Origin of the sequence: Agrobacterium sp. ST15.16.024, from assembly GCF_027956545.1 — a bacterium.
GTDB classification, from domain to species: domain Bacteria; phylum Pseudomonadota; class Alphaproteobacteria; order Rhizobiales; family Rhizobiaceae; genus Agrobacterium; species Agrobacterium cucumeris.
Window position 1 is genome coordinate 1105407 of sequence record NZ_JAQKGO010000001.1, and the last position, 23225, is coordinate 1128631.

Here is a 23225-nt window from a genome sequence, read left to right on the forward strand (position 1 = left end):
AGACATGAGCGCCGTTTCCGTCCCCGGACTTGAAGTTCAACTGGGCGAGGCCAAGCGCAACGTCTTCCTCCTCACCATGGCGCAGGCGATCATGGGGTCGGCCGCGCCCTTAAGTTTTTCAGTCGGTGCGCTTGCCGGTTATCAGCTGCTCGGTGCCGACAAGTCGCTGGCAACCGCGCCGCTCACCGGCTTCAATATCGGCGTGGCGCTCGGTGCCATCTGCGTTGCGGCGGCATCCCGTTTCCTCGGCCGCAAGGCCGGTTTCATGGTCGGCGCGCTGATGTGCTCGATCGGCGGTGGCATCGCTGCGGTGGCTCTCTTCCGCACGGATTTCTGGCTGTTTGCCGTCGGTCTGCTGCTGATCGGTATCTCAGGCGGCTTCACGCAAAAAATCCGTTTCGCCGCAGCCGATGCATCGCCATCCTTTTACAAGCCGAAGGCTATTTCCTGGATTCTGGCAGGCGGCATCATTTCGGCCATCGTCGGGCCGCAACTGGCTATCCTCGGCAAGGATATGCTCGCACCGGTCACTTTTGCCGGCGCGTTCATCGCACTGGTGCCGCTCGGCCTTGTCTCGATCGCCATTCTGGCTTTTCTCAAATTGCCCGACCCGAAGGCAGCATCTACCCATACGGAGGCCGCGCGTCCGCTGTCGGAAATCGTCCGCACCCAGCGTTTCATCACCGGCATGATTTGCGGTATCGGTTCTTATGCGCTGATGACCTTCATGATGACCGGTGCGCCGCTCGCCATGGTCGTCGGCTGCGGTTTCCCCACAGAACTCGCCACGCTCGGCATCCAGTGGCACGTTCTGGCCATGTTCGCGCCGAGCTTCTTCACCGGCATGCTGATTTCCCGATTCGGTGCGGAAAAAATCGTGGCATTCGGCCTCATCGTGCTGATGGCCTGTGCCGTCATCGCCCATATGGGCATCGAATTGTGGAACTTCTGGGCCGCGCTCATTCTGCTCGGGCTTGGCTGGAATTTCGGTTTTATCGGCGCAACCGCCATCATCACGTCAAGCTATCGCCCGCATGAGGCGGACAAGGTGCAGGGTTTCCACGATATCGTGCTGTTCGGTACGGTAGCGCTCTCGTCCTTCTCTTCCGGCAAGGTGTTTACGGCATGGGGCTGGTCGGTGATGAACCTCGTCATCTGGCCGGTTGCGGGCCTTTGCCTGCTGCTCGTCCTCTCCCTGCTGCTGAGGCAGCGCAAAACCGCCGCCTAAGGTCGCGCTCCTTCTCTACCCCTTTCATGTTTCAGGCAAATTTGTGGGCTTGACGCCGCACCTTTCGCCAACGCAATCTTGCCGCGCAGGTCGTTTTTCCTTGGGAGGGGAATAAACGACCCCGACAGGACTTGGTGCGCGTGTGAACGCCCATGTCCTTGCACATGGTTCGCCGCGCCGGGGAGGGAGTGAGACCCGGCCTTTTGGGAGGTAAGTGCGCATGACCGTAATACCGTTAGTGATTTTATGTGGGGTCCTGTCCGTGGTGTACGCGGTGTGGACGACCAAGAGCGTTCTCGATGCCGATCAGGGCAACGAGCGTATGCGTGAAATAGCAGGTTTTATCCGTGAAGGTGCGCAGGCTTATCTCACCCGTCAATATCTCACCATCGCCATCGTCGGATTGATCGTCGCCGTTCTTGCCTGGTATCTGCTGTCGGCCATCGCGGCCATTGGTTTCGTTATCGGCGCGGTGCTGTCCGGCGTTGCCGGTTTCGTCGGCATGCATGTTTCCGTGCGCGCCAATCTGCGCACCGCGCAGGCCGCATCCCACAGCCTTGGCGCCGGCCTTGATATCGCCTTCAAGTCGGGCGCCATTACAGGCATGCTGGTTGCCGGCCTCGCGCTGCTTGGCGTTTCCATCTATTATTACATCCTGACCTCGGTCCTTGGCCATCCGCCCGGATCGCGTGCGGTCATCGACGCGCTGGTGTCGCTCGGCTTCGGCGCATCGCTGATTTCGATCTTCGCCCGTCTCGGCGGCGGCATCTTCACCAAGGGCGCCGATGTCGGCGGTGACCTTGTCGGCAAGGTCGAGGCCGGCATTCCGGAGGATGACCCGCGCAATCCGGCAACCATTGCCGACAATGTCGGCGATAACGTCGGCGATTGCGCCGGCATGGCGGCCGACCTGTTCGAGACCTATGCCGTCTCCGTTGTTGCGACGATGGTTCTCGCCGCGATCTTCTTTGCCGGAACGCCGATCCTGGAAAGCGCCATGGTCTATCCGCTGGCGATCTGCGGCGCCTGCATCCTGACTTCGATTGCCGGTACCTTCTTCGTCAAGCTTGGCACCAACAATTCCATCATGGGCGCCCTCTATAAGGGGCTTATTGCCACCGGCATCTTCTCGGTCGCCGGTCTTGCGGTCGCAACCTATGCAACGGTTGGCTGGGGAACGATAGGCACGGTCGCCGGAATGGAAATTACCGGCACCAACCTCTTCCTCTGCGGGCTGGTCGGTCTGGTTGTCACGGCGCTGATCGTCGTCATCACCGAATATTATACCGGCACCAATAAGCGCCCGGTCAACTCCATCGCCCAGGCATCGGTTACCGGCCACGGCACCAATGTCATCCAGGGGCTTGCCGTCTCCCTGGAATCGACGGCGCTGCCGGCCATCGTCATCGTCGGTGGCATCATCGGCACCTACCAGCTCGGCGGCCTGTTCGGCACCGGCATCGCGGTCACCGCCATGCTTGGTCTTGCCGGCATGATCGTGGCGCTCGACGCCTTTGGCCCGGTCACGGACAATGCCGGCGGCATTGCCGAAATGGCCGGCCTTGATCCGGACGTGCGCAAGGCGACCGACGCGCTGGATGCCGTCGGCAACACCACCAAGGCGGTGACCAAGGGTTATGCCATCGGCTCTGCCGGCCTCGGCGCGCTGGTGCTGTTTGCCGCCTATGCCAACGACCTGTCCTATTTCGCCGCCAATGGCGATACCTATCCCTACTTCAAGGACATGGGCGAGATTTCCTTCAGCCTCGCCAACCCCTACGTCGTTGCCGGCCTGCTGTTCGGCGGCCTTATCCCCTACCTCTTCGGCGGCATCGCCATGACGGCGGTGGGCAAGGCGGCAGGTGCCATCGTCGAGGAAGTGCGCCGTCAGTTCCGCGAAAAACCCGGGATCATGGCGGGCACGGAAAAGCCTGACTACGGCAGGGCGGTCGATCTGCTGACGAAAGCGGCGATCCGGGAAATGATCATCCCGTCGCTTCTGCCGGTTCTTGCCCCTCTCGTCGTTTATTTTGGCGTGCTGCTGATCTCGGGCTCCAAGGCGTCAGCCTTTGCCGCACTCGGGGCATCGCTGCTCGGCGTCATCATCAACGGCCTGTTCGTGGCGATTTCCATGACATCGGGCGGCGGCGCATGGGACAACGCCAAGAAGAGCTTCGAGGATGGTTTCATCGACAAGGACGGCGTGCGCCACGTCAAGGGCTCGGACGCCCACAAGGCGTCGGTGACGGGTGATACCGTCGGCGACCCCTATAAGGACACCGCCGGCCCCGCCGTCAATCCGGCCATCAAGATCACCAATATCGTGGCGCTGCTGCTGCTGGCAATTCTTGCCCACTGAAAGCTTGATGCCTGACAAACGAAAAAGGCCCGAGGAGCAATCCTCGGGCCTTTGATTTTGCGAATGCTTTTGCCTGCCGGTCAGGGCGTGTTGTTGCCCTGGCCGAGAATGCTCTTGGCGATGTTGGCGCCCGAGGTGCCGCCGGAGAGCAGCTGCTGCAGGAAGGTGAGATCCTTGCCGCCGGTCGGCGTGGTGCGCGAAATCGTGTCGAAGACCTTGCCGTCCTGCAGCGCGTAATTGGCCTTGCGCTCGATCACGCCATCCTTGTTGAAATAGATAGCGAGAATGTTCTGCTCGACCAGCGTCGGCTTCATGAAGGCGGCGCGGCGCACGCGCTTCTGCGAGATGTAATAGAACACCTCGTTGCCGAAGGTCGCCGTGGTGGAGGGCGTGCCCATGGTCAACAGAACCTGTTCGCGGCTGGAGCCTTCCGGGATCAGCTGGAGCGACTGCTCGTCCATGACGTAGCCGTTGTGGAACACGTCGGTGGTGCTGGTGCAGGCGGAAAGCAGGCCGGATGCGAGCACGATTGCGATGGCCGTCTTGCTCAGAATTTTGCCGTGACTTGCGGATTTCTGCTTGCTCAACTGCTTTTCCCCGACTGCGATCATGAATGGCACCTTCCGGCATTGCGTGGTGCACAGTGTCTGTGCACATGATTGTGTCAATCCGGGGACGGAAAATCCCGATCACCCCCCAAATTCAATGCTTTCCCGGTCTTTTGGAACTCCTCCGGTTCTCTTCGACTGTTTCAGCGCAAAGACGAACGTGACCGCGACAGCATTGCAATTCGTGGATGCTTCGGTAAACCAGCTTTGACGATCATGCAACAAGTGCGAGGGGCGGTAAGTGAATTCACCGGTCACGTTCGGAAAAAAACGATGATATTCGGGCTGTTCAGACAGAAAAACAACAATCGCGCCATAGTCGACCGGCAATATGAGACCTTGACGGCGGCCGCCCGCACGCCCGGTTTTTATCTCGATCTCGGCGTTCCCGATACCGTGATGGGCCGTTTCGAGATGCTGTCGGTCATCATGATTCTCTATTTCCGTCGCACCAAGTCCTCCGGGGTCAGCGGTCAGGAGATCGCGCAGGAGATCGTCGACGCCTTTTTTCAGGATATCGATCATTCCATCCGTGAACTCGGTATCGGTGACCAGGGCGTGCCGAAACGCATGAAGAAATTCGCCGGCATGTTTTACGGGCGGCTCGAATCCTATGCGGCGGCGCTGGATGCATCCGACCCCGTTGCCCTTGCCGCAGCGCTTCGGCGCAATATATATCCGCAGGCAGACGAGACGGCGCCGGCGCTGGACGGGCTGGCGGGCTGGATGATGGAAGCCTCTTCGGCCCTTTCCGCCGTCTCAGAAGAAACAATAGCAACCGGAAGCCTGACGCTGCCCTTGCCTGGACGATGAGGTTCACCATGAACACGCGACACGCCGCAAATGACGACCTGCCTTTTTCCTATCCCGTAAAGGTAGGCCATATTTCCGCCAATCCCGTCAGGATTGGTCTGGAAGCCAACGCCGAGGAGCTGAAGGCGCTGGCGAAATTCTGGAATGTGGTTTCTGTCGAGTATCTGAAGGCGGAATTGCAGGTTACCCGTTGGAAGAAGGACGGCGTGAAGATCAAGGGCGAGGTGCATGCGGCCGTGACTCAGTCCTGCGTCGTGACGCTGGAGCCGGTCACGAGCAAGATCGACGAGCCTGTTGAGCATATTTTTGTGCCGGAGGGATCGAAGCTGGCGCGGATGGTCACCAATGAGGAAGGCGAGATCGTACTCGACCCCGATGGTCCTGACATTCCCGACCAGTTCACCGGCGACAGCATCGATGTCGGCGCTGCGGTTGCCGAATTCGCTGCCCTGGCGATCGACCCCTATCCGCGCAAGCCGGATGCGGAATTTCCAGAAACCGCAGACAAGGAGCCGGAAGAAGAAAAGCGCCCGTCGCCTTTCGCCGCGTTAAAAGATTGGAAAAAAGACTGAATGGCCCGGTTGGGCTGAAATAATTTTATTGTAACAAAAGCCGGAAAAGGTATTTTCGCGCAAAATCCGCTTGAGTGGCGGCAAAAAGGATAAGGGACGAGTGATCAGAATTGCAATTGACGTCATGGGTGGCGATTTCGGCCCAGATGTTGCCATACCCGGTGCCGCCAAGGCGCTTGAACGGCACAACGATGTAACTTTTCTGCTCTACGGGCAGAAGAGCAAATGCGACCCCATTCTGGCACAATATCCCGCGCTTCGGGAAAAGTCGGTCTTTCACGATTGTGAAGTCTCGGTCAGCATGGACGAAAAGCCGAGCCAGGCGCTTCGTCGCGGCCGCTACGTCTCCAGCATGTGGCGCGCCATCGAGGCCGTGAAGCTTGGCGAGGCGGATGTCGTCGTCTCCGCCGGCAATACCGGCGCGCTGATGGCCATGGCCAAATTCTGTTTGCGCACCATGGCGCGGGTGGAACGTCCGGCCATCGCCGGCATCTGGCCGACTTTGAAGGGTGAGAGCATCGTTCTCGATGTCGGCGCAACGATCGGTGCCGATTCCCAGCAATTGCTGGATTTCGCCCTGATGGGTGGTGCCATGGCGCGTGCGCTGTTCGATATCGACCGCCCGACCGTCGGCCTGCTGAATGTCGGCGTCGAGGAGGTCAAGGGTCAGGAAGAGGTGCGTGAGGCCGGACGGCTGATCCGCGAGGCTGATCTCGGCACCATCGACTATCGCGGTTTCGTTGAGGGTGACGATATCGGCAAGGGCACGGTGGATGTGGTGGTGACCGAAGGTTTCACCGGCAATATCGCGCTCAAAGCCGCCGAAGGCACGGCACGCCAGATTACCACGCTGCTGCGTGAGGCGATTTCCCGAAGCTTCTTTGCCAAGATCGGTTATGTCCTGGCGAAAAGCGCCTTTGACGTGCTCAGGGAAAAGATGGACCCGCGCAAGGTCAATGGTGGCGTGTTTCTCGGCCTGAACGGCATTGTCATCAAGAGCCATGGCGGCACTGATGCCATCGGTTTTGCCTCCGCCGTGGATGTCGGCTACGACATGGTTCATAACGGCCTGACGGCCAAGATTGAAAATGATCTGAAAATTTACCACGCAAGACGGCTTCCGCCCCCGGCGCCCGAAGCTCTCGTGGCTGACGAGGAATAAGGGAATGATCCGCTCTATAGTCCGTGGTTTCGGGGCAGCGCTTCCGAAGCGTGTGATGACCAACAGCGAAATCGAAGGTGTCGTCGAGACATCCGACGAATGGATCGTGCAGCGCACCGGCATCCGGCAGCGCTATATCGCCGGCGAAGGCGAAACGACCGCTTCGCTCGGTGAAGCTGCGGCCCGTGCTGCGCTCGACAATGCCGGCCTGACCCCTGATGATATCGACCTCATCATTCTGGCGACCTCCACTCCGGACAACACCTTTCCGGCAACGGCAGTGAACATCCAGAATCGTCTCGGCATGACCCATGGTTTCGCCTTCGACATGCAGGCCGTCTGTTCCGGTTTCGTCTATGCCGTCTCGACCGCCGATCTTTATATTCGCGGTGGCATGGCCAAGCGCGTTCTGGTCATCGGCTCTGAAACATTCTCGCGCATTCTCGACTGGAAAGACCGCACCACCTGCGTTCTGTTCGGCGATGGTGCCGGCGCTCTTGTTCTGGAAGCTGGCGAAGGCGAGGGGACCTCTGACGATCGCGGCATCCTGACCGCGCAGCTGCGGTCCGACGGTTCGCACAAGGAAAAGCTTTATGTCGATGGCGGACCGTCCACGACAGGCACCGTCGGCCATCTGCGTATGGAAGGCCGCGAAGTATTCAAGCATGCCGTCGGCATGATCACCGACGTCATCGAGCAGGCTTTCGAAGCGACGGGCACGACGGCGGATGATCTCGACTGGCTGGTGCCGCACCAGGCTAACAAGCGCATCATCGACGGATCGGCGAAGAAGCTCAACATCGATCCGGAAAAGGTTGTCATCACCGTCGACAAGCACGGTAATACCTCGGCAGCATCCATTCCGCTGGCGCTGGCCGTTGCGGCAAGCGACGGTCGCATCAAGAAGGGCGATCTGGTCATGCTGGAGGCCATGGGCGGCGGTTTCACCTGGGGTGCGGTGCTGCTGCGCTGGTAACGGTAAATTCATTGCGCGGGCAGGCGTTGACGCGAAATCGGTTGTGTTTTTCGCAGTCGAGGCCTGATCCGTTGCGCCTGAGCACCCTGTCGTTGCGGCAAATCTGCACCAAGCGCCCTAAGCCCTTGCACTGATTGCCGAAAGCCTCAAATGAATCTGGAACAATCCCTTGACCGGTCGCCACAAGGGAAATAATCTCGGCGGCTCCTAGAGAAAAATTCAGACACGGTTTGTGGGGAAAAATGGCCGGGAAGACAGTGACACGCGCAGATCTTGCAGAATCTGTGTTTCGTAAAGTCGGGCTGTCCCGCACCGAATCCGCAGAACTGGTCGAGACGATCATCGACGAGATTTGCAACGCAATCACCCGTGGTGAGGTCGTCAAGCTTTCGTCCTTCGCGACCTTCCAGATCCGGGAAAAGAACGAGCGTATCGGCCGCAACCCGAAAACGGGTGAGGAAGTTCCGATTTCGCCGCGCCGGGTGATGACCTTCAAGGCGTCGAATGTGCTGAAGCAGCGTATTCTCAAGGCGCACACGGCCCGCAAGGCCAAGCAAAAGGGTCAAAAGGCCGGGGCGTAAGCCGGCTGCGGCACGGCATTTTTGCCATATGGCAAGCCCTTTTCCCCATTCTTCTTGTGAACATGCTTGAATTTCAACGTGCAAGCCGTTGAAATCCAGTCGACTCGCATCATAATCAATTTTAGTAATTGGTATCTTGCCGTAACGGGCATCGGCGTGAAGATCGGATACGGTTTTCGCGACGGTAGAATGTTCGGCGGGTGATAGGCGTTCTGTTCAGCACCGGCTGGATGCATGGCGCTCCAGGTCCGGATGGGAGTGGAAATTTGGACAAAAGCCCCGACGCGTTTCGGACCATCAGTGAAGTGGCGGATGAGCTGAACCTGCCGCAGCACGTGTTGCGTTTCTGGGAAACACGCTTTCCGCAGATCAAGCCGATGAAACGGGGCGGGGGCCGCCGTTATTACCGCCCTGACGATATCGATCTCCTCAAAGGCATTCGTCACCTTCTTTATGACCACGGCTACACCATCAAGGGCGTGCAGAAGCTTTTGAAAGCCAATGGCAACCGTTTCGTGGCGGCCATTGCCTCGGGTGATCTCGCAACCATGGAAGCCATCATGGCGGCGAGTGGTGAAAAGGAAGTCGCCGAACCACGCGTCATCGATACCGATGGTGACGAGGTCGTCGGCCGTCCGAAGGCCAAGCCAAGCGGTCGTTTCTTCGGCTTCGGCGGCGGCAACAGCGATGCGGAAATATCGGTTGGCAAGTCGGGCATCGGCAAGGATGATCAGGCGCTGCTTCAGGAAGCCCTGTTCGATCTGCTCGAATGCAAGCGGCTTCTCGATCAGGTTCGCTGATCGTTTATCCACAGGTCTGTTCGATCATTTCCAGGAAAAGTGGATCCCGGTTTTCCGTCCGGAAATACGCCAAAACAAAGAGTTAGAGCGTTTTCGTGATTCGAGGAAAGCGCAAACCCTCTAAAATGCCAACCTTTCGGAAACTCCTTTGGCCGATAATGCGGCTCCGTAAAGAAGGAGTCCGATCGTGAGCAATCGAAAATCGACAGGGCGACGCCGCACGGCGAAGAAATCGGCTGGTGGCAGCGTCTGGCCCTGGGTGCTGATGCTGGGCGTCGTCGCCGGTGGCATTCAGGCTTACGAATATCGCGACAGTCTTCTGCCGCAACGCCATGTTGCGAAGGCGACATCCGCGACAGCGAATTCTCCAAAACTTGCAACTGCAGCAAAACGCGAGGCGGCCGCGCCGGAAAAAGTGGCGAGCATTCGGCCCGTAGCACCGGTTTCGCCCGGCAACGGGCCGGTGCCGCCACGCTCCATCGCCATGCCATCCACGTCGTCGCAGAGCCAGATCGCTGCCATCCTGCCGGAAACCCGTCCCACGGTCGAAAAAATCTCGATCGGTGAAAAGAGCGGTGCCTTTGCCTTTTGTGGCCGCTCCGGGCTTAAGAATTGCGTGGCTGATGGCAACACCTTCTGGATGAAGGGCGTGAAAATGCAGCTTGCCGGCATCGAGGTTCCGCAGATCGACCGGGCGCGCTGCATGGAAGAACGCCAGCGCGGTTTCGTCGCCAAGGTCAGGCTTCGCGACATGCTGAATGCCGGTACCTTCGATGTTGCCTCTTCCGCAGGTGCCAGCGGGCAAGCCATGGAACGCAAACGGCTTTCGCGTTCGGGTGTCTCCTTTGCCGATCAGCTCGTACGCGAAGGACTGGCACATCCGGCATCTGCAAAAAATCAGTCCTGGTGTGGCTGAGGCCCCGTTGACCGCAACCGTTCTGCCTGTGTAGATGAGGCGCTGTCGGCATTCGGGATCGGAACTATTTAATCCTGCACCGAATAATGACGAAGCAAGTTGCAGCGCCGGAGCCAGATTGGCAGGCGGCGCGGCAATGCGGACGTGGCGAAATCGGTAGACGCAGCAGACTTAAAATCTGCCGACCATTGGTCTTGCGGGTTCAAGTCCCGCCGTCCGCACCAAACTAAATAAAAAAGCCCGCAAATGCGGGCTTTTTGCTTATTTGGCCGAGATTTCATACACGATCCCGCACACGAATCGCTTGGGCGCGTTTGGGCTGGTTAGGGCTAAGGCCCAGCATCCACAGGCATGCCGCCGGATATTGTGGGCGGTAGACCAAGGCTCTCCTTACACACAGTAGAGTTGAAATTGAAACAGCACCCGCTAAGCTTGCGACTCGGTAAAGTGCAGCGACACTAATCAATAACGCATATTCGGGGGGCAAATGGCAGATTTTCCTTACACACAAGTGACCGGTAAAGTTTCTGGGCTATTAGCGAAGATTAGGTCGACGGGAGTCCCGATTAAAGCCAATGGGGTATGGCTCAAGACTGTAGGGTTTACATCGAGTAACGACGCATCTTTGGTAGGTGTTCTCAAATTCGTTGGCTTTATCGATAGTCAAGCGGTCCCCCAACCCTTATGGAAAGAGTACCGAGGAGCTAATTATAAAGCCGTTCTAGGCGACGCTATTAAGAAAAGCTATGCGGAACTCTACGCTGTCTACCCTGATGCACACGCTCGCCCAAACGTTGACCTTGGCCACGTATTTTCAACTAGCTCGTCGGCGGGCCAGCAGGTTATCCAGAAAACGGTAAACACCTTCAAGGCGTTGGTTGCTGAAGCCGAATTTGACAATTTACAAAACGGATCAGATACGAACCTGCACGCTGGCCCACTTCATGCTCCCCCGGCCGACCATGCGCCCACATCTCCGCAACGCCCGACCTCAAACGGCGGACCGGCTCTTCACATAGACATACAAATCCACATTTCTGCGGAGTCAACTCCCCAACAAATCGATAAGATTTTTGAAAGTATGTCAAAACATCTCTATGGTAAGAAAGACTAATAGTCATGTCGCTTCATAACTTGGTCGCGACAGCTAAAGCGATTAGCGCTGATTTAGCCGACCATTTACTGCCTCCGGAGGAAGGATTACATTCAAAAACGCAACCGGTCGTGTTTATCTCGCTGGTGCGCGGAACTCGTCAATACATTGAGAACATTGCAAACCAAGCCAACGGTGCTTACGAAAACGGCTGGTATGACGCCTCAGCGGTGATGCTTCGGCGACTTGTAGAGACACTGATAATCGAGGCTTTCGAACACTACCAGATTGATAGCAAGATCAAGAATTCGGAGGGGGACTTCTTTTTTCTCCGAGATCTGGTAACGAAGACTCTGGCTGAGACGAAATGGAATCTCACCCGCAACGCCAAGCAAGCGCTTCCCAAGTTGAAAGACCTTGGAGACAAGTCTGCACATAGCAGGCGATACATCGCGCAGCGGAGAGATATTGAGCCCCTGCTTCCAGAAATTCGTACAGTGGTTCAGGAGCTAGTCTTTCTCTCAGGCTTAAAGAAATGAGGACAGCAGGCCAGTTAGTTTAAGGCCTGTTCCATCTTCGTTGCTGAGGTTACGCGCCCCGGCACCGTCGTGGCACGGTATGTAAAATCTTAGCCGGAAACCGGGCTGATTTTGTTATCTTTGTGTACGGCTGGGTGCCTTTGGGTTCCTTTGGGAAGGCGTAAAAATGCGCGCCGTCCGCACCAACTTCCCTTTGATTTATCCCACTACCTCAAGTCCTGAGCCGGCGTAAAAACGCCCGTTCACGTGCGCGTCATCTCTTCTTGAAAATCATCAAAAAGAACCTATTGACCTTGCCACGATGGGAAGCCCTATCTTTTTCGATATAAAGAAAAGAGGGATCATACGCATGTCACAAACAGAGATCCGGGCAAGCCATCAGATTGCGATCGATGGCATGACATGCGCCTCCTGCGTCGGTCGTGTCGAGAAGGCGATTGCCAGGGTGCCGGGGGTTCTCAAGGCCTCGGTCAATCTCGCTACCGAGCGCGCCGATATTGCCTTTTCCGGCCCGCCCGATGTGATGGCTGTTATCGCAGCCGTGCGGAATGCGGGTTATGGCGTCGACGAAAAAACCATCGAACTCGATATTGAGGGCATGACCTGTGCCTCCTGCGTCGGACGCGTGGAGAAGGCGCTGAAGACTGTCGCCGGTGTCTCCGGTGCAAGCGTCAATCTGGCCACGGAACGTGCCACCGTCCGTGTTGCCGGCAATACCGTCTCTGCCGCCAGACTGGCCGAAGCAATCAGCCAGGCTGGCTACAAGGCAAGCGAAATCGCCACGGACAAAGCCAAGGGTGATGAGCCGGACCGGCGCAAAGCCGAATTGCGCGGTCTGAAAATCAGCCTCGCCGTCGCCGTTGCCCTGACACTGCCGGTCTTCGTGCTGGAGATGGGTTCGCATCTGGTTCCCGCCATCCATGATTTCGTGATGGAAACGGTCGGCATGCGGGAAAGCTGGTATCTGCAATTTGCGCTGACGACGCTTGTTCTTTTCGGACCCGGTCTGCGCTTCTTCAAAAAGGGCATACCCGCACTTCTGCGGCTTGCACCCGACATGAATTCGCTTGTCGTGCTGGGCACTGCCGCCGCCTGGGGATTTTCGGTGGTCGCGACTTTCCTGCCGGAAATCCTGCCGCGTGGCACGGCCAATGTCTATTATGAAGCGGCGGCCGTTATCGTCACGCTCATCCTGCTCGGCCGTTTTCTCGAGGCGCGCGCCAAGGGTCGCACCAGCGAGGCGATAAAGCGGCTGGTTGGCCTGCAGGCCAAGTCGGCCCGCGTCCTGCGCAATGGCGAAACCGTCGATGTGCCGTTGCAGGACGTACAGACCGGTGACGTGATCGTTGTTCGTCCGGGCGAAAAGGTGCCCGTCGATGGCCTGGTAATCGATGGCTCCTCTTATGTCGATGAATCGATGATAACGGGTGAACCGATCCCGGTGACCAAAGCGGCGGGTTCCGAGGTCGTCGGCGGCACGGTCAACCGTAATGGCTCCTTCACCTTCCGCGCCACCAAGGTGGGTGCAGATACGCTGATCGCCCAGATCATCCGCATGGTCGAGGAAGCGCAGGCCGACAAGCTGCCCATTCAGGCGCTGGTGGACAAGGTGACCAACTGGTTCGTGCCGGCGGTGATGCTGGCTGCACTCGCCACCTTCATCGTCTGGTTCGTGTTAGGGCCGGACCCGGCTTTGACCTTCGCGCTTGTCAACGCTGTTGCAGTCCTCATCATCGCCTGTCCCTGCGCCATGGGCCTTGCAACGCCCACCTCTATCATGGTCGGCACCGGCCGCGCTGCCGAGATGGGGGTGCTGTTCAGGCGCGGCGATGCGCTGCAGACTCTGCGTGATGCCGATGTTATCGCCGTCGACAAGACCGGTACGCTGACACTCGGCAAGCCGAAACTGGTGCATTTCACCACGACTGAGGGGTTCGACGCGGATGAAGTGCTGCGCCTCGTTGCTTCACTCGAAAACCGTTCCGAACATCCGATCGCCGAGGCAATCGTTGAGGCTGCGAAACATGGCGGCCTGACGCTTGCCGATGCGGAGGGCTTCGAGGCCACCCCCGGTTTCGGCGTGGCGGCGATAGTCGATGGCCGCAAGGTCGAAGCGGGTGCGGATCGCTTCATGACGAAGCTCGGTTACGATGTTTCCATGTTCGCCGGCGATGCTGAACGGTTGGGCAGGGAAGGGCAGTCGCCGCTTTATGCCGCCGTCGATGGCAGGTTGGCCGTGATCATTGCTGTTGCCGATCCGGTAAAGCCGACGACGCCGGAAGCAATCGCGGCGCTGCATGCGCTGGGTCTCAAGGTCACGATGATTACCGGCGACAACCGCCGCACTGCCGAAGCCATCGCTCGCCGTCTTGGCATCGATGAGGTGGTGGCGGAAGTGCTGCCGGACGGCAAGGTCGAGGCCGTGAAGAGACTGGCCGCTGGCGGGCGACGCGTCGCCTTTGTTGGCGATGGTATCAACGATGCGCCGGCGCTTGCTGCGGCCGATGTCGGCCTTGCCATCGGCACGGGCACGGATGTCGCGATTGAAAGCGCCGATGTGGTGCTGATGTCGGGCGATCTTCGCGGCGTTGCCAATGCCATCGCGCTCTCCAAGGCGACCATCCGCAATATCGGCCAGAACCTGTTCTGGGCCTTCGCCTACAACGCTGCACTCGTTCCCGTCGCGGCCGGAATATTGTATCCTGTCAACGGCGTTCTGCTCTCGCCTGTCCTTGCCGCCGGAGCCATGGCGCTTTCCAGCGTATTTGTCCTGACAAATGCGCTGCGCCTGAAAAGCTTCCGTGCGCCGCTGGTGGACAAAGCGGCTGGCATGCAGCTCGCAGCGGCCGAATAGGAGGGCGGATATGATGACGCCTGGCAACACAATCTATCTGCCGCAGATCGGACGCAGCATCATGGCGGCGCAAGGCGAGACCGTGCTTCAGGCCGCGCTTGCGGCAGGCATCACCTATCCGCACGGCTGTCGCATGGGCCGCTGCGGGGCCTGCAAATCGCACCTCGTTTCGGGCGAGATCGATCTTCTCAAGCACACGCCATTTTCATTGACCGAAGAGGAAAAGGCGGAAGGCCTGACGCTCGCCTGCCGCGCCGTGCCGCTAAGCGACGTGACGATCGGCTGGCTCAACGGTGAGGACGAATTTGCCGATATTCCGACCGGCCGCTTTGAGGGCGTGGTGGCGGAAGCCGTGGATGCGACACATGATATCAAGCTCATCCGCATCAGGCTCGGCGATCGCGCGCAGTTTACCTTCAAACCCGGTCAATATGTGCGCCTGCTTTACCCGGACTGTTCGCCGCGCGACTATTCCATCGCCAGCCGGATCGACGAAGAGTTGATCGAATTCCACATCCGGCATGTGCCGGGCGGCCTGACAAGCGGCCATATATTCGCGCAGGCCAAGGCGGGCGATCCTGTCACTTTGGTGGGGCCTTTCGGCTCGTCATTCCTGCGGGAAAAACATTGTGGGCCAATCCTTGGCATTGCCGGCGGCTCGGGTCTGGCACCGGTCAAGGCGGTTGTCGAGGCTGCTCTCGCAACGGGGGAAATGACGGGCCGGGATCGCCCTGTCCATGTCTATTTCGGCGCCCGCGCCCTGCGCGATCTTTATATGGTCGAGTATTTCGAAGCGCTTACCGCGCGCCACGGCAATCTGAGTTTCGTTCCGGTTCTCTCCAATGAGCCACATGCGCAGATGCGGTGCGGTTATGTCGGCAACGCGGTGGCGGATGATTTTGACGACCTTGACGGCTGGAAAGCCTATCTCGCGGGCCCGCCGGCGATGATCGAGGCAACCGTGCAGCAACTGGTGGCGCGGGGCATGCGCACCGCCGACATTCATGCAGACGTGTTTTTCACCCCGGACAGATAGGAGCAGGATCCATGAATATCGGCACAGCCGCCACCGCCTCAGGTGTTTCTGCGAAGATGATCCGTCATTACGAGATGATCGGTCTGATCAAATCGGCAAACCGCACGGATTCCGGATATCGGGTCTATACGGCCAATGATCTGGAGACGCTGCGTTTCATCAGGCGTGGACGCGACCTTGGTTTCTCGATCGAAAAGATCAGGCAGTTGATGACGCTGTGGCGCGATCCCGGTGGTGCGTCCTGCGATGTAAAACGCATCGTCATGGAGCATGTCGTGGATCTGGAAGCGAAGATGCATTCGCTCCGCGACATGGCCGACACGCTTCGAAATCTCGCAACCTATTGCCCCGACAATGGCGAGCCGGATTGCCCGATCATTCAGGATCTGGCGCAATCGGAAGATCCTGATTTTGTTCCGGTGGCGGTTGTACCCAAGCGCTCCGGAATGCTGAAGGGCACCTCCGGCGTGGCGACGGAATTGTCGCGTCTCATGAAATAAACAGCCGTTCCCATCGGGAATTGATCGTCGATTGCAGCAAATGCCAATTGTGGTGAAGGAAACCGGGCCATGTGGATACAGATATTGCAACGCTTCCTTATTCTGTGCCTGATGCTGACGATCGTTTCCGTCATCGCGTTTCTTTTGCCCTATATGGCGGGTGGCGATCCGGCCCGCACCATCCTGTTTTCCCGCATGCGCGATACCGCGCTAGATCCGCATGCGGTCGAGGCGCTGAGAGTAAGCCTCGGGCTCGACCGGCCGCTCTATGTGCAATATTTCGCATGGCTCTCAAACGCGCTGCGCGGCGATCTGGGCTTTTCCTTCACCAGCAGCCAGCCCGTGGCCGGTGAGCTTCTGCGCTCCCTCGGCGTTTCGGTAACGCTGGCGCTGACGGCGCTTGCAATCGCGGTCGCCGTTGCTTTGCCGCTCGGCACGCTGGCGGCGATGCGCCCTGGTGGACGGCTCGACAATTTCGCGACACTGATGATCCAGACCTTCGTTGCGACGCCGGAATATTGGTTCGCGCCCATGTCGGCGCTGGTCTTTGCGCTCTATCTCGGCTGGTTGCCGTCGGCGGGTTGGGACAGCTGGCGATCGCTGGTGCTTCCCGCCTTGACCCTGACGCTGCGCCCGCTCGCTTACTTCACGCAGGTGACACGGGCAGCAATGGCCGAGGTTCTGCGCGCGCCCTACATCACCGCCGCCCGCAGCCGGGGTCTCGGCATGCATAGCACGGTCCTGCGGCACGGTGTCCGCAACGGCTCGCTGCCCGTCGTCACCTTCTTTGCATTGTGGCTCGCGGGCCTGCTCGGCGGCTCAGTGGTCGTGGAAGTCATCTTCGCCATTCCAGGCATGGGTCGGCTTCTTTATGACGCCGTGGTCAATCGCGACATCCCGATGCTGCAGGGTGGTTTCATCTGCATCGTCGCCCTGTCCATCCTGATCAATACCCTGGCCGACGGCTTTTATGTCCTGATCAATCCAGCAATGCGAGGTCACAATGACCATTAGCCAGTTCCCGAGCGCGCCGGTAGCCGCCTTGCCCCTGAGCAATACGCCCATGACCAACACGCCAATGACCGCCACCCCCAAGCGCCCGTCGGCCTTCAGCCGGTTCACGAACTTCATCAGCCGGCGGCATTGGACCTTCTATGCGGGTTCGGCGATCTTTCTCGTCATCATCCTGTTGCTGGTCATCGCGCCATGGATATCGCCCTATAATCCCGCACAGCAGAATCTTCGCCTGCGGCTGAATGCGCCAGGCGCCACCTACTGGCTGGGAACCGACCATCTCGGTCGCGACGTGCTCAGCCGGTTGCTGATCGGCGGCCGTTTCACGGTCACGATTGCCGCCATCACCGTCATTCTCTCGGTCGCCATCGGCACCTTTGTCGGCATCATCAGCGGCCGCAGCCGCGGTATCCTCGACGAAGTCCTGATGCGCGTGGTCGATCTGCTCATCGCCATTCCGGACGTGGTGATTGCCATCTTCCTCGTCGCCATCTTCGGGCCGGGATATGGAACCCTGATCGCGTCGCTGACGATTGTCGGCTGGACACCCTTTGCGCGTCTGGCGCGCGGGCTGACGCTGTCGATCAATTCCCGCGAATATATCCGCGCGGCGGAAGTGCTTGGCTGCACGCGGCGCTTCATCATCTTCCGGCATATCATTCCGAATACGATCTGGCCGATTGCGGCCGTGGCGTTCCTGCGTTTTGGCCACAAGCTGATCACGGTGGGCGGCCTGTCGTTTCTGGGTCTCGGCGTGCAGCCGCCGGCCGCCGACTGGGCGCTGATGCTCGCCGATGCACAGGCCTATGCGGAGCGCATGCCCATTCTCGTCATCGCACCCGGTCTGGCGATTTTCCTGTCGGCGCTGAGTGTGACGTGGATCGGCCACGGGCTGAACCTGGAGACCAAAAAACAGAATGGTCATTGACGCCTGTCGGCAGGTAATGGCCGGCTTGATCATCGTCAAACATAGCTGAGGCAAAGGAACTGGAAGGAGAGTAATATCGTCTGAAGCCGCATGAAAATACGCAAATGCCTCCGATTCAATAAAAATAAGGGGAACTCTTATGAATATCGAAGGACAAACGCATGCCATTACGGCCCTGTCTCCCGAATGCGCACCGCTTCTGGAAATAGAGGACCTGCACGTTTCGGTGCCGGCGCAAAATGGCCGAAAATTTGTCATTTCTGGCCTCACGCTTTCCGTCAATGCCGGTGAAGTGGTCGCGCTCGTCGGCGAATCCGGTTCCGGCAAGAGCATGACGGCCCTGTCGCTGATGCGGCTTTTGCCGCAGGGTGCGGAAATCAATTCCGGCCGCATTTCCTTTGCCGGGCGCGATATCCTCGCGCTTTCATCGTCCGAACTCGATGCGCTGCGTGGCGCCGATATCGGCATGCTGTTCCAGCAGCCACAGGCCATGCTTGATCCGACCAGCCGGGTGAAGACGCAGGTTGCCGAGCCGCTGTGGGTCCATCGCAAGATGAGCCGGAGTGCTGCGCTCAACCGGGTCGTCGGCCTCCTGTCGGATGTCGGCATTCCAGACCCATCGGCGCGGGCGCAATGTTTCGCGCATGAGCTTTCCGGCGGCATGGCGCAACGTGTCATGATTGCCGCGGCACTCTCGGGCAATCCGCAACTGCTGATCGCCGATGAGCCGACGACGGCTCTTGATGTCACCGTCCAGGCACAGATATTGCGCCTGCTTGATGACGAACGCCGCAAGCGTCGGCTCGCCACCCTGTTGATCACCCATGATCTGTCGGTGGTTGCCGCTTTCGCAGACAGGATTGCGGTGATGTATGCCGGCCGCATCGTCGAGGAGGGGCCTACACAGGCGATCCTCAAGGCGCCGCAACATCCCTATACAAAAGCGCTGATCAGCTGCTCGCTTCTGACCACCGACAGCGAGGGACAGTTGCTGACGATCCCCGGATCAAGCTCGCAGGCCCATGACATGTCCTGCGGCTGCCGGTTTCATCCGCGTTGCGCGCTTGCCAAGTCGGAAGGCATGGGCAGCCGGTGCATGGCGTCGGAACCGGATCTGAATGCATTGCCGGAAGGGCGCAAGGCGCGGTGCTGGGCAGTCGGTGAGGATCATGCCGGCGACCATACCAGCCACGCGGTCTGCTGAGGGAGGGTATGATGCAATTGACAGCTGTAAAACAGACCCCGCCATCGGTCGATAGCGACACTCGCCCCTATGTGGTCGCGAAGAACCTCTGCAAATATTATCCGATATCCGGCCTCGGTCACCGGGTGGTGAAATCGGTCGACGATGTGTCCCTGACCATCGGCGAAGGGGAAGTGCTCGGCCTTGTCGGCGAATCCGGATGCGGTAAAAGCACCGTCGCCGGGCTGATCACCCGGATGACCCACGCGACCAAAGGCGAGGTCAGCATCGGCGAACGCGACATTCTGCACATGCAGGGCGAGACGCTGCGGCGCATGCGCCGGGTCGTGCAGCTGGTGTTTCAGGACCCATATTCCGCGCTCGATCCGCGCATGCGCATCGGGCAAAGCATGGAAGCGCCGCTCGCCCAGCACGGCATCGGCACCCGTGAAGAACGCACGGCGCGTGTGTTCAGGATGCTGGAAGAAGTCGGTCTCGATGCATCGTTTTTCGATCGTTATCCGAGCCAGTGTTCCGGCGGTCAGTTGCAGCGCGTCGTCATCGGGCGCGCACTTCTGCTCAATCCGAGCTTCCTTGTCTGCGACGAACCGACTTCGGCGCTCGATGCTTCCATGCGCACGCAGATACTCAACCTGCTGATGGACATGAAACGCCGCCATGGTTTGACGGTTCTGATGATTTCCCACGACCTGCGCGTGGTGCGTTATCTCTGCGATCGCATCGCGGTGATGTATCTCGGCCGGATCGTTGAAATCGCCGACCGGGAAGAGCTTTTTCGTGCGCCGAAACATCCCTACACCAAGGCGCTCATCGCCTCATCGATGCTGGATGAAACCGGCCTTTATGCGCCGGAAATGCTGCTGGACGGCGATTTGCCGAGCCCGCTCAATCCTCCAGGCGGCTGCAAATTTCACACCCGCTGCAAATATGCGACGCCGATTTGCGGTGAAAAAGAGCCGGTTCTGGAGGGAGTTGCGGGCGCGCATTTCGCCCGTTGCCACCATTGGCGTGAATGGGGTTGAAGCATGAAGCAGTTGCGGTTTTGTGCTTTGGTAAAAACAGATGAATCGTGTGTCTGAGGTTTAATATCGGAATTAAATTCCGAGTATAGAGCAGTAAAATAAATGATATTCAGATGGATATTCGTCGAGTATCCACTGGATATTCTTTTGTCTTCTGACTTGAGAAAATTTAATCGGGAATTTTATGAAAATAAGTGAATTGTGAGCGTTATCATCAAAAATAAAAGGGGAATATTCTATGATGAAGCACGCACTTTTGGCGACTTGCGCCATCGTGACTGCGTTTGGAGCCGATGCGGCTAAGGCCGGCACGATTACCTATGACGATAATTTCGGGGTGAAGACCGGCTGGCAGATGGCATCCGACGATGCCTATCTCGGCTCCCGTGCAGGTTGTTTCGAAAGCCTGATACGTGTCGGCTACGACATGAAGCTGGAGCCGAGTCTGGCTGAATCCTGGGCGCAGACCGGCCCCAAGGTATGGGAATTCAAACTGCGCAAGGGCGTCAAGTTCCAGAACGGCGAAACGCTCGATGCCAAGGCCGCGGTTAATGCGCTTACCAATCTTTTGCAGGCCCCGGTTCCGGCCCGTGCCTTTTCACCCAAGCTGATTGCTGCCGTCGAAGCGGCCGGCGATGATACCGTGAAGATAACGACGATCGAGCCATCGGTGTTGCTTCCGGCGCAGATGGCGAGCCCCGCAACCTCCATTCTTGCGCCATCAGCCTATAAGGACGGCAAGGTCGATCCAGTGGGAACCTGTACCGGACCTTTCAAGATCACGGAGGTCGATCCGAGCCAGCATATGATGCTGACCGCTAATCATGATTATTGGGGCGGCATGCCGAAACTTGCGGGTGGCCGCGTGAATTTCGTGCCCGATGCCGACACCCGCGCCACCCAGGCAAGAACCGGGGAAGCACAGATTTCGCGCCTTGTCCCGCCATGGACCGTCAAGACCATCGAATCGACCGACGGCGTCAAGGTCGCGCCCATCCCGTCGCCCCGCATCACGGAGCTGTTGCTGAACAATTCCAGGCCGCCTTTCGACAATCTCAAGGTGCGGCAGGCAATCCAGGCCGCCATCGATACCGGTGGCATCGCCGACAGCATCTATGAAGGTGCGGTGAAAGGTGCCGCCATGCCCTTTGCCGCGGGTGAGCCATGGGCTGCAAAAGAGGGCAAGCCTGCCTATGACGTGGAAAAAGCCAAGGATCTGCTGAAGGAAGCGGGCATTGCACCCGGCAGCCTGAAGGTGACGCTGCTTGCATATACGGCAAAGACGGAACTGAAGGATGTCGCGGCGATCATTCAGGCGCAGTTGCAGGAACTCGGCATCAAGGTTGATGTTCGCGTTGCCGATTACAGCGCTATCGAACCCGACCTTCTGGCCGGCAAGTTCGATATGGCGCTGCTGTCGCGTGGTTATGCCACGGATGTTGCCGAACCCGCCGGTTTCCTGAATGCCGATTATACCTGCGGCGGCAGCTATAACATCTCGCATTATTGCAATGAGGCGACCGACAAGCTGATCAAATCCGCCTACGCGACGGCCGAACCCGCCAAGCGTTATGAGATTTACAGCGAAGCGGCGCAGAAGATTTACGACGAAGCCGTCTCCGTCTTCCTTATCCATGAGACGGTCTTCGACGCCTATTCCGCCAAGCTCGAAAATTACAAGCCGCATCCGCTCAACTACTTCGTCATGACGAGGGATCTGGCGACGAAGTAAGCCGGTGTGGTGTTAATAAAGATGGACTCGGCTCGCAGGAGCCGGGTTTTTTTATGAGAAGGCTGGAAAGTCTTCTCACCTCGGATGATTTCGCTGGAATTCCTGCTATTCATCTCTCGAGTTTTCGTCCGAGGAGGCCTTTGTGACTGACGCAGCAGAGATTTTACCTGAAGAGCCTTGGTACAAAAGGTTCGAGGTTCTTTTGACACTCGGTCTCTCTATATCGATCAGCCTGCTGACTGCGACGTTCTTGCTTGGTCAGTATTTCGGAGAGAAAGACCTTGAAGTCTACAAAAGCCTAAGCAAGCTAGATCTTCCTGCAGCTACAGCCGAAACACGTGCTGCAACAGCTCAGCTCATAGAAACATCAGCCGCTTTCAAAGAAATGTTGGTCAAAACGTCTTCATATCAGGACATGAAGGTGGAACTGGATTCAGCCAAAACGGAGGTGGCGGAGTACCAACGCCGATCTGAGGCTACCCAAAAGGAGCTTTCCAACCAGATTCGCGATCTTGCACTCCTAAACCAAACGATAATAGAACTTACGCCCAAGGGGGAAACACATGTAATATCCGAGGGTGGCTCGATACCTTTCGTGGGCAACGTTTCAGTCGGCCTCACTGATTGGTTTGCCTCATCCGTGTATCTGAATGTAGCGGGCAAAAATAACCGTCAGATCGTGGCCGATGTCATCGACTATGAAAGCTCGCTGGTTAAGTGCACTATAACCTTGCAGAAAATTTCGAAAGACAAGACCGCTACCGTTCTTGTTGATTGTTCGCCCATAGGAGATTTTGCTTCCCCAATGTTGGGGGCAAATAGGTAGCTACTACGTTTGCAAGTCGGGGGCCGCAATAGGCGGCGTTTTATGGCCCCCCAAAACCCGTCACACATTCAGTACGAAGTGGAAAAATCCGGCGGCAGCTGCGATAAAGCGCCGCCGGTGTCTCTTCGGTTCAGGCGCGTGCTTCCGGCGTATAGCCCGCAGCGGTGATGATTTCGGCAATACGCGCGACATCGGAGACGCCACCGACCACAACGGTGCGGCTTGCAGGATCGGCATGCACGGCAGCACCGGGAACGGTCTTTTCGATCGCGCCCTTGATCACACCGGCGCAGTGACCACAGGTCATGTCTTCAACGTGAAAGGAAAGATCTGTGCCGACAGGGGCAGCAGTGGTGGTTTCTTGGTGGTGCTGATGGCCATTGCACATAGGCTGTTCTCCATGGTTTGGAATTCTAACAGGGAGAGCCTGGACTATTCCAACGTGGGAAGGTCAAGCGCTTT

Annotated in this window: 22 protein-coding genes and 1 tRNA gene; 21 read left to right on the plus strand and 2 right to left on the minus strand. The window is 58.3% G+C overall.

Features of this window, described 5'->3' with window-relative positions:
* Positions 1 to 4: 4 nt before the first annotated feature.
* Positions 5 to 1228 (plus strand): MFS transporter, encoded by a 1224-nt coding sequence (locus PL640_RS05445; RefSeq protein WP_271361033.1) that lies wholly within the window; start codon positions 5 to 7, stop codon positions 1226 to 1228.
* Between the two features lie 220 nt (positions 1229 to 1448).
* Entirely contained in the window at positions 1449 to 3587 is a 2139-nt protein-coding gene (locus tag PL640_RS05450; RefSeq protein ID WP_142839552.1) for a sodium-translocating pyrophosphatase, read from the plus strand.
* Positions 3588 to 3667: 80 nt separating this feature from the next.
* On the opposite strand, the gene PL640_RS05455 is transcribed toward PL640_RS05450, so the two are convergent.
* On the minus strand, positions 3668 to 4198 hold the full coding sequence (locus tag PL640_RS05455) for an outer membrane protein assembly factor BamE (RefSeq protein WP_046798876.1): 531 nt from the start codon (positions 4196 to 4198) through the stop codon (positions 3668 to 3670).
* Between the two features lie 270 nt (positions 4199 to 4468).
* On the opposite strand from PL640_RS05455, the gene PL640_RS05460 reads away from it, so the two are divergent.
* From PL640_RS05460 to PL640_RS05550, 19 genes are all read left to right on the plus strand, one after another.
* A complete protein-coding gene (locus PL640_RS05460) occupies positions 4469 to 5008 on the plus strand; it encodes a ubiquinol-cytochrome C chaperone family protein (protein ID WP_271361034.1) in 540 nt (179 codons plus the stop codon).
* An 8-nt stretch (positions 5009 to 5016) separates the two neighbouring features.
* Positions 5017 to 5580 (plus strand): YceD family protein, encoded by a 564-nt coding sequence (locus PL640_RS05465; protein WP_269698163.1) that lies wholly within the window; start codon positions 5017 to 5019, stop codon positions 5578 to 5580.
* A gap of 100 nt (positions 5581 to 5680) precedes the next feature.
* The gene (gene plsX / locus PL640_RS05470) at positions 5681 to 6742 is read left to right on the plus strand and encodes a phosphate acyltransferase PlsX (RefSeq protein ID WP_003496661.1); all 1062 of its coding nucleotides are present in this window, start codon (positions 5681 to 5683) and stop codon (positions 6740 to 6742) included.
* A gap of 4 nt (positions 6743 to 6746) precedes the next feature.
* Positions 6747 to 7718: a beta-ketoacyl-ACP synthase III gene (locus PL640_RS05475; RefSeq protein WP_269698161.1), complete on the plus strand. Its 972-nt coding sequence runs from the start codon at positions 6747 to 6749 to the stop codon at positions 7716 to 7718.
* 242 nt (positions 7719 to 7960) lie between these two features.
* Entirely contained in the window at positions 7961 to 8299 is a 339-nt protein-coding gene (locus PL640_RS05480; protein ID WP_003502236.1) for an integration host factor subunit alpha, read from the plus strand.
* A 266-nt stretch (positions 8300 to 8565) separates the two neighbouring features.
* Positions 8566 to 9099 carry a MerR family transcriptional regulator gene (locus tag PL640_RS05485; protein ID WP_046798879.1) on the plus strand — a complete coding sequence of 178 codons (534 nt, stop codon included), beginning with the start codon at positions 8566 to 8568 and terminating at the stop codon, positions 9097 to 9099.
* 187 nt (positions 9100 to 9286) lie between these two features.
* Positions 9287 to 10015 carry a nuclease gene (locus PL640_RS05490; protein ID WP_271361035.1) on the plus strand — a complete coding sequence of 243 codons (729 nt, stop codon included), beginning with the start codon at positions 9287 to 9289 and terminating at the stop codon, positions 10013 to 10015.
* Between the two features lie 138 nt (positions 10016 to 10153).
* Positions 10154 to 10239: transfer RNA gene (locus PL640_RS05495), tRNA-Leu, on the plus strand.
* 263 nt (positions 10240 to 10502) lie between these two features.
* Positions 10503 to 11129: a DUF5343 domain-containing protein gene (locus PL640_RS05500; RefSeq protein WP_271361036.1), complete on the plus strand. Its 627-nt coding sequence runs from the start codon at positions 10503 to 10505 to the stop codon at positions 11127 to 11129.
* A 5-nt stretch (positions 11130 to 11134) separates the two neighbouring features.
* Entirely contained in the window at positions 11135 to 11647 is a 513-nt protein-coding gene (locus tag PL640_RS05505; RefSeq protein WP_271361037.1) for a hypothetical protein, read from the plus strand.
* Positions 11648 to 11996: 349 nt separating this feature from the next.
* Positions 11997 to 14501 carry a heavy metal translocating P-type ATPase gene (locus tag PL640_RS05510; protein ID WP_271361038.1) on the plus strand — a complete coding sequence of 835 codons (2505 nt, stop codon included), beginning with the start codon at positions 11997 to 11999 and terminating at the stop codon, positions 14499 to 14501.
* Between the two features lie 13 nt (positions 14502 to 14514).
* Positions 14515 to 15537, plus strand: a complete 1023-nt coding sequence (locus PL640_RS05515; RefSeq protein WP_271361457.1) for a 2Fe-2S iron-sulfur cluster-binding protein — start codon at positions 14515 to 14517, stop codon at positions 15535 to 15537.
* 11 nt (positions 15538 to 15548) lie between these two features.
* Positions 15549 to 16037, plus strand: coding sequence for a Cu(I)-responsive transcriptional regulator (gene cueR / locus PL640_RS05520; protein WP_142839558.1), 489 nt, complete (start codon positions 15549 to 15551; stop codon positions 16035 to 16037).
* A 69-nt stretch (positions 16038 to 16106) separates the two neighbouring features.
* Positions 16107 to 17051, plus strand: a complete 945-nt coding sequence (locus PL640_RS05525; protein WP_142839559.1) for an ABC transporter permease — start codon at positions 16107 to 16109, stop codon at positions 17049 to 17051.
* Positions 17041 to 17979, plus strand: a complete 939-nt coding sequence (locus PL640_RS05530) for an ABC transporter permease (RefSeq protein ID WP_271361039.1) — start codon at positions 17041 to 17043, stop codon at positions 17977 to 17979. Before PL640_RS05525 ends, PL640_RS05530 begins: the two co-directional genes overlap by 11 nt.
* Positions 17980 to 18118: 139 nt before the next feature.
* The gene (locus PL640_RS05535) at positions 18119 to 19183 is read left to right on the plus strand and encodes an ABC transporter ATP-binding protein (RefSeq protein ID WP_142839561.1); all 1065 of its coding nucleotides are present in this window, start codon (positions 18119 to 18121) and stop codon (positions 19181 to 19183) included.
* 11 nt (positions 19184 to 19194) lie between these two features.
* Positions 19195 to 20205 carry an ABC transporter ATP-binding protein gene (locus tag PL640_RS05540; RefSeq protein ID WP_271361041.1) on the plus strand — a complete coding sequence of 337 codons (1011 nt, stop codon included), beginning with the start codon at positions 19195 to 19197 and terminating at the stop codon, positions 20203 to 20205.
* 238 nt (positions 20206 to 20443) lie between these two features.
* Positions 20444 to 21937 (plus strand): ABC transporter substrate-binding protein, encoded by a 1494-nt coding sequence (locus PL640_RS05545; RefSeq protein WP_271361042.1) that lies wholly within the window; start codon positions 20444 to 20446, stop codon positions 21935 to 21937.
* Between the two features lie 142 nt (positions 21938 to 22079).
* Positions 22080 to 22763, plus strand: a complete 684-nt coding sequence (locus PL640_RS05550; RefSeq protein WP_271361043.1) for a hypothetical protein — start codon at positions 22080 to 22082, stop codon at positions 22761 to 22763.
* 130 nt (positions 22764 to 22893) lie between these two features.
* On the opposite strand, the gene PL640_RS05555 is transcribed toward PL640_RS05550, so the two are convergent.
* Positions 22894 to 23151 (minus strand): heavy-metal-associated domain-containing protein, encoded by a 258-nt coding sequence (locus PL640_RS05555; RefSeq protein WP_271361044.1) that lies wholly within the window; start codon positions 23149 to 23151, stop codon positions 22894 to 22896.
* Positions 23152 to 23225 lie beyond the last annotated feature (74 nt).